General features: G+C 58.4%; 2 protein-coding genes and 2 pseudogenes. 2 read left to right on the top strand and 2 right to left on the bottom strand.

All coding sequences use genetic code 11. From position 1 onward, the window contains the following. A partial coding sequence (locus WM40_RS26390; RefSeq protein ID WP_046154540.1) for an IS6 family transposase occupies positions 1 to 711 on the bottom strand: 711 nt, incomplete at its 3' end. 40 nt (positions 712 to 751) lie between these two features. Here WM40_RS26390 and WM40_RS26385 point away from each other — a divergent pair. Further along, a pseudogene (locus WM40_RS26385) lies at positions 752 to 1,518 on the top strand (tyrosine-type recombinase/integrase); the annotation flags it as partial. Between the two features lie 107 nt (positions 1,519 to 1,625). Further along, positions 1,626 to 1,934, top strand: a pseudogene (locus WM40_RS29295) (DDE-type integrase/transposase/recombinase); the annotation flags it as partial. Positions 1,935 to 2,002: 68 nt separating this feature from the next. Here the strand turns inward: WM40_RS29295 and WM40_RS26375 are convergent. Then, the coding region (locus tag WM40_RS26375; RefSeq protein ID WP_046154538.1) for a CBM35 domain-containing protein at positions 2,003 to 2,524 on the bottom strand (522 nt) is incomplete at its 5' end.

Below are 2,524 nucleotides of genomic sequence, written 5' to 3'. Positions count from 1 at the left end.
AGCGGCCGCGCTCCATCGATACCAGCTGTCGATCCGCTCCTTCAGCTGGGTGCGGTGGCCGGCCGAACTCATGAGATGACACGGCAACGCGAAGTGTTGCCGGATCGGACCGAAGCGGGAAAGGAAAGCCTGGGTGCGCTGCGGATCGCGAAAACCCTGCATCTGGCGCTCACGCCGGCGCGTCGGTTGGTGACTGTTTTCTGCCCGGTTATTGACCCGCGCACAAGCCTTCACGAACACATGCTTCACTCCGGCCAGTTCCGGCAGCTCCGCTTTCGCGGCCGGATAGCTGCTTAGCTGGTCGGTGACGATCTTCCGGGGTGCCGGATTTGAGCGCAGGATCTGCCTGAAGAAACGTTTCGCGGCGGCCTTGTCGCGCTTCTTCTGCAACAGCACGTCGAGTTCCATGCCGTGCTCATCCACGGCGCGCCACAACACATAAGGCTCACCGCGCAGCTTCACGAACAGCTCATCGAGGTGCCACGTTGAGCCCGGCCTGCGGCGCACGGCTTTCGCGCAATGCGCAAACTGCGCGCCGAACCGGTCGCACCAGTTACGCACCGATTCATATGTCACGCTCACGCCACGCTCGAGTAGCAACTCCTCGATGTCGCGCAGGCTCAGGGTGAAGCGGTGATACCAGCGTACCGCGCAGCTGATGATGGCCGCCGGAAAGCGGTAGCCGTGGTACGGGGATCGGGTCGTTGTCATCTCCACATTCTATCCGCCTCACCCGTCAATTTGACATTGCCACGCCCTGAACGTCCTGTCGGCATTGTTTCGCTGGCTGGTCGAGCAGCGCTACGTGCTCTCAAATCCGTTCGCCGGCGTCAAGATCAAGAGCCACGCGCAACGTGCGGGACTGGACGTGTCCCGCGGCTTCTCCGAAGGCGAGTGGCTGCTGATCCGCACGCTCGCCGACGGCCTCGAGTGGTCATACGGCTGGAGCGTGCCTGCTGCCCAGCGCCTACGGTTCCTGCTCGACTTTGGCTATGCGACCGGCCTGCGAGCGAGCTGGTCGGCGCGACGCTCGGCGACATGCGTCGCGACGAGCATGGCGGTCACTGGTTGCACGTGCTTGGCAAGGGCGGCAAGCTGGGCAAGGTGACGCTACCGGCGCTTGCAAGAGCCGCCTTGGATCAGTATCTCGTGCAGCGTGGACTGCCGATCACGCCGGCACGCTGGAATCCGGTAACACCGCTCGTCGCCAGTCGTGAGGAGGATGGCTCCGGCATCGAGCCGCGGCGGCTCTGGCGCGTGTTGCGCCGGTTCTTCGTGGTGGTGGCCGACGCGATTCAGGACGAACGGCCCGCGACGGCTGAAAAGTTGCGCCGCGCGAGCCCCCACTGGATGCGTCACACGCACGCGTCGCACGCGCTGGCGCGGGGCGCCGAGTTAACCATGGTGCGCGACAATCTGCGCCATGCGTCAATCTCGACGACATCGACCTATCTGCACAGCGACGAAGTGCAGAGGGCTCGTCAGTTTGATCGGGCGTTCGGAGCCCACAAACGATAGGCCACCAACAAACCAACGGCGCCAAACTGATAAAAATCAGAGCTTTCCATTTGAAATCATTGGGTTAAGGTGTTTTTGGCGAAAATTTCACGAATCCCGGCCGCCCCTCGATCACGCTCGATGGATATGCCGCGTCACACCGCGCGGTCCGTGAGATCAAGGCAGATGGCGTGTTGCCCGAGGACACGAAGATCCGGTCCTCGAGGTACCTGAACAATGTGATTGAGCAGGACCATCGAAACATCAAGTCCAGAACGAACGTAATGCTTGGCTTCAAACGGTTCAGAAATACCGTGGTAACGATCTCAGGCATCGAATTGATGCATCGCATCCGCGAGGGCCAGTTCGATCTGAACAAACTCGGTCTCAATCATGCCGCTTCGCCTGCCGTATGGAGTGCTGTTCTGTCTTCTTGATAAGATATCCTACATATAAGAACATTCTCAACACTCTTACCTATTTGTACCAGAACCACCGCTTACACCTATTTTGATATCACAATATTGTCGAAGTATAGGTTGGATGACCTCGTTCCGTTCGATCGGAATTCGATAATATTTTTCCCTGCATTGAGATTTATTGCCTGTTGATCTGTAGCCCAATCACTATTTGTCGTTGTCTGGGCGAATAGTGGCGTTGCTACCTTGATGCCGTTGACATACAGATCAATGTTGTTGACGCTTGCGTCGGCATCAACATATCGCGTCATCAATGTGTAGGCGCCTCCGGACGGGACGGTCACCGTATCTCTTATGCTCGCCGAATCGCTGCCCCCAAAATTCAAGTATCCGAGCCCCTGATAGTTGCGCAGTGCACCCCCAACTCCATTGCTTACGAGACCGCCGATATTTTTAAAATCGAAATATTCGGCCTCGTATTGAAGAGGCCCGGTGTAAGCTGTCGGCGACGCGGGTGCTACGATTGTCGCTACCTTGTAGGCCGTCAAGCGGTCCGTGGCCGAGCCAGAGCAGGTCAGATTAATATCCAATGGTCCGTTGTGACTGAC

Source organism: Robbsia andropogonis, from assembly GCF_000970345.1.
GTDB lineage: Bacteria > Pseudomonadota > Gammaproteobacteria > Burkholderiales > Burkholderiaceae > Robbsia > Robbsia andropogonis.
This window is presented reverse-complemented; position numbering and strand designations above follow the sequence as displayed.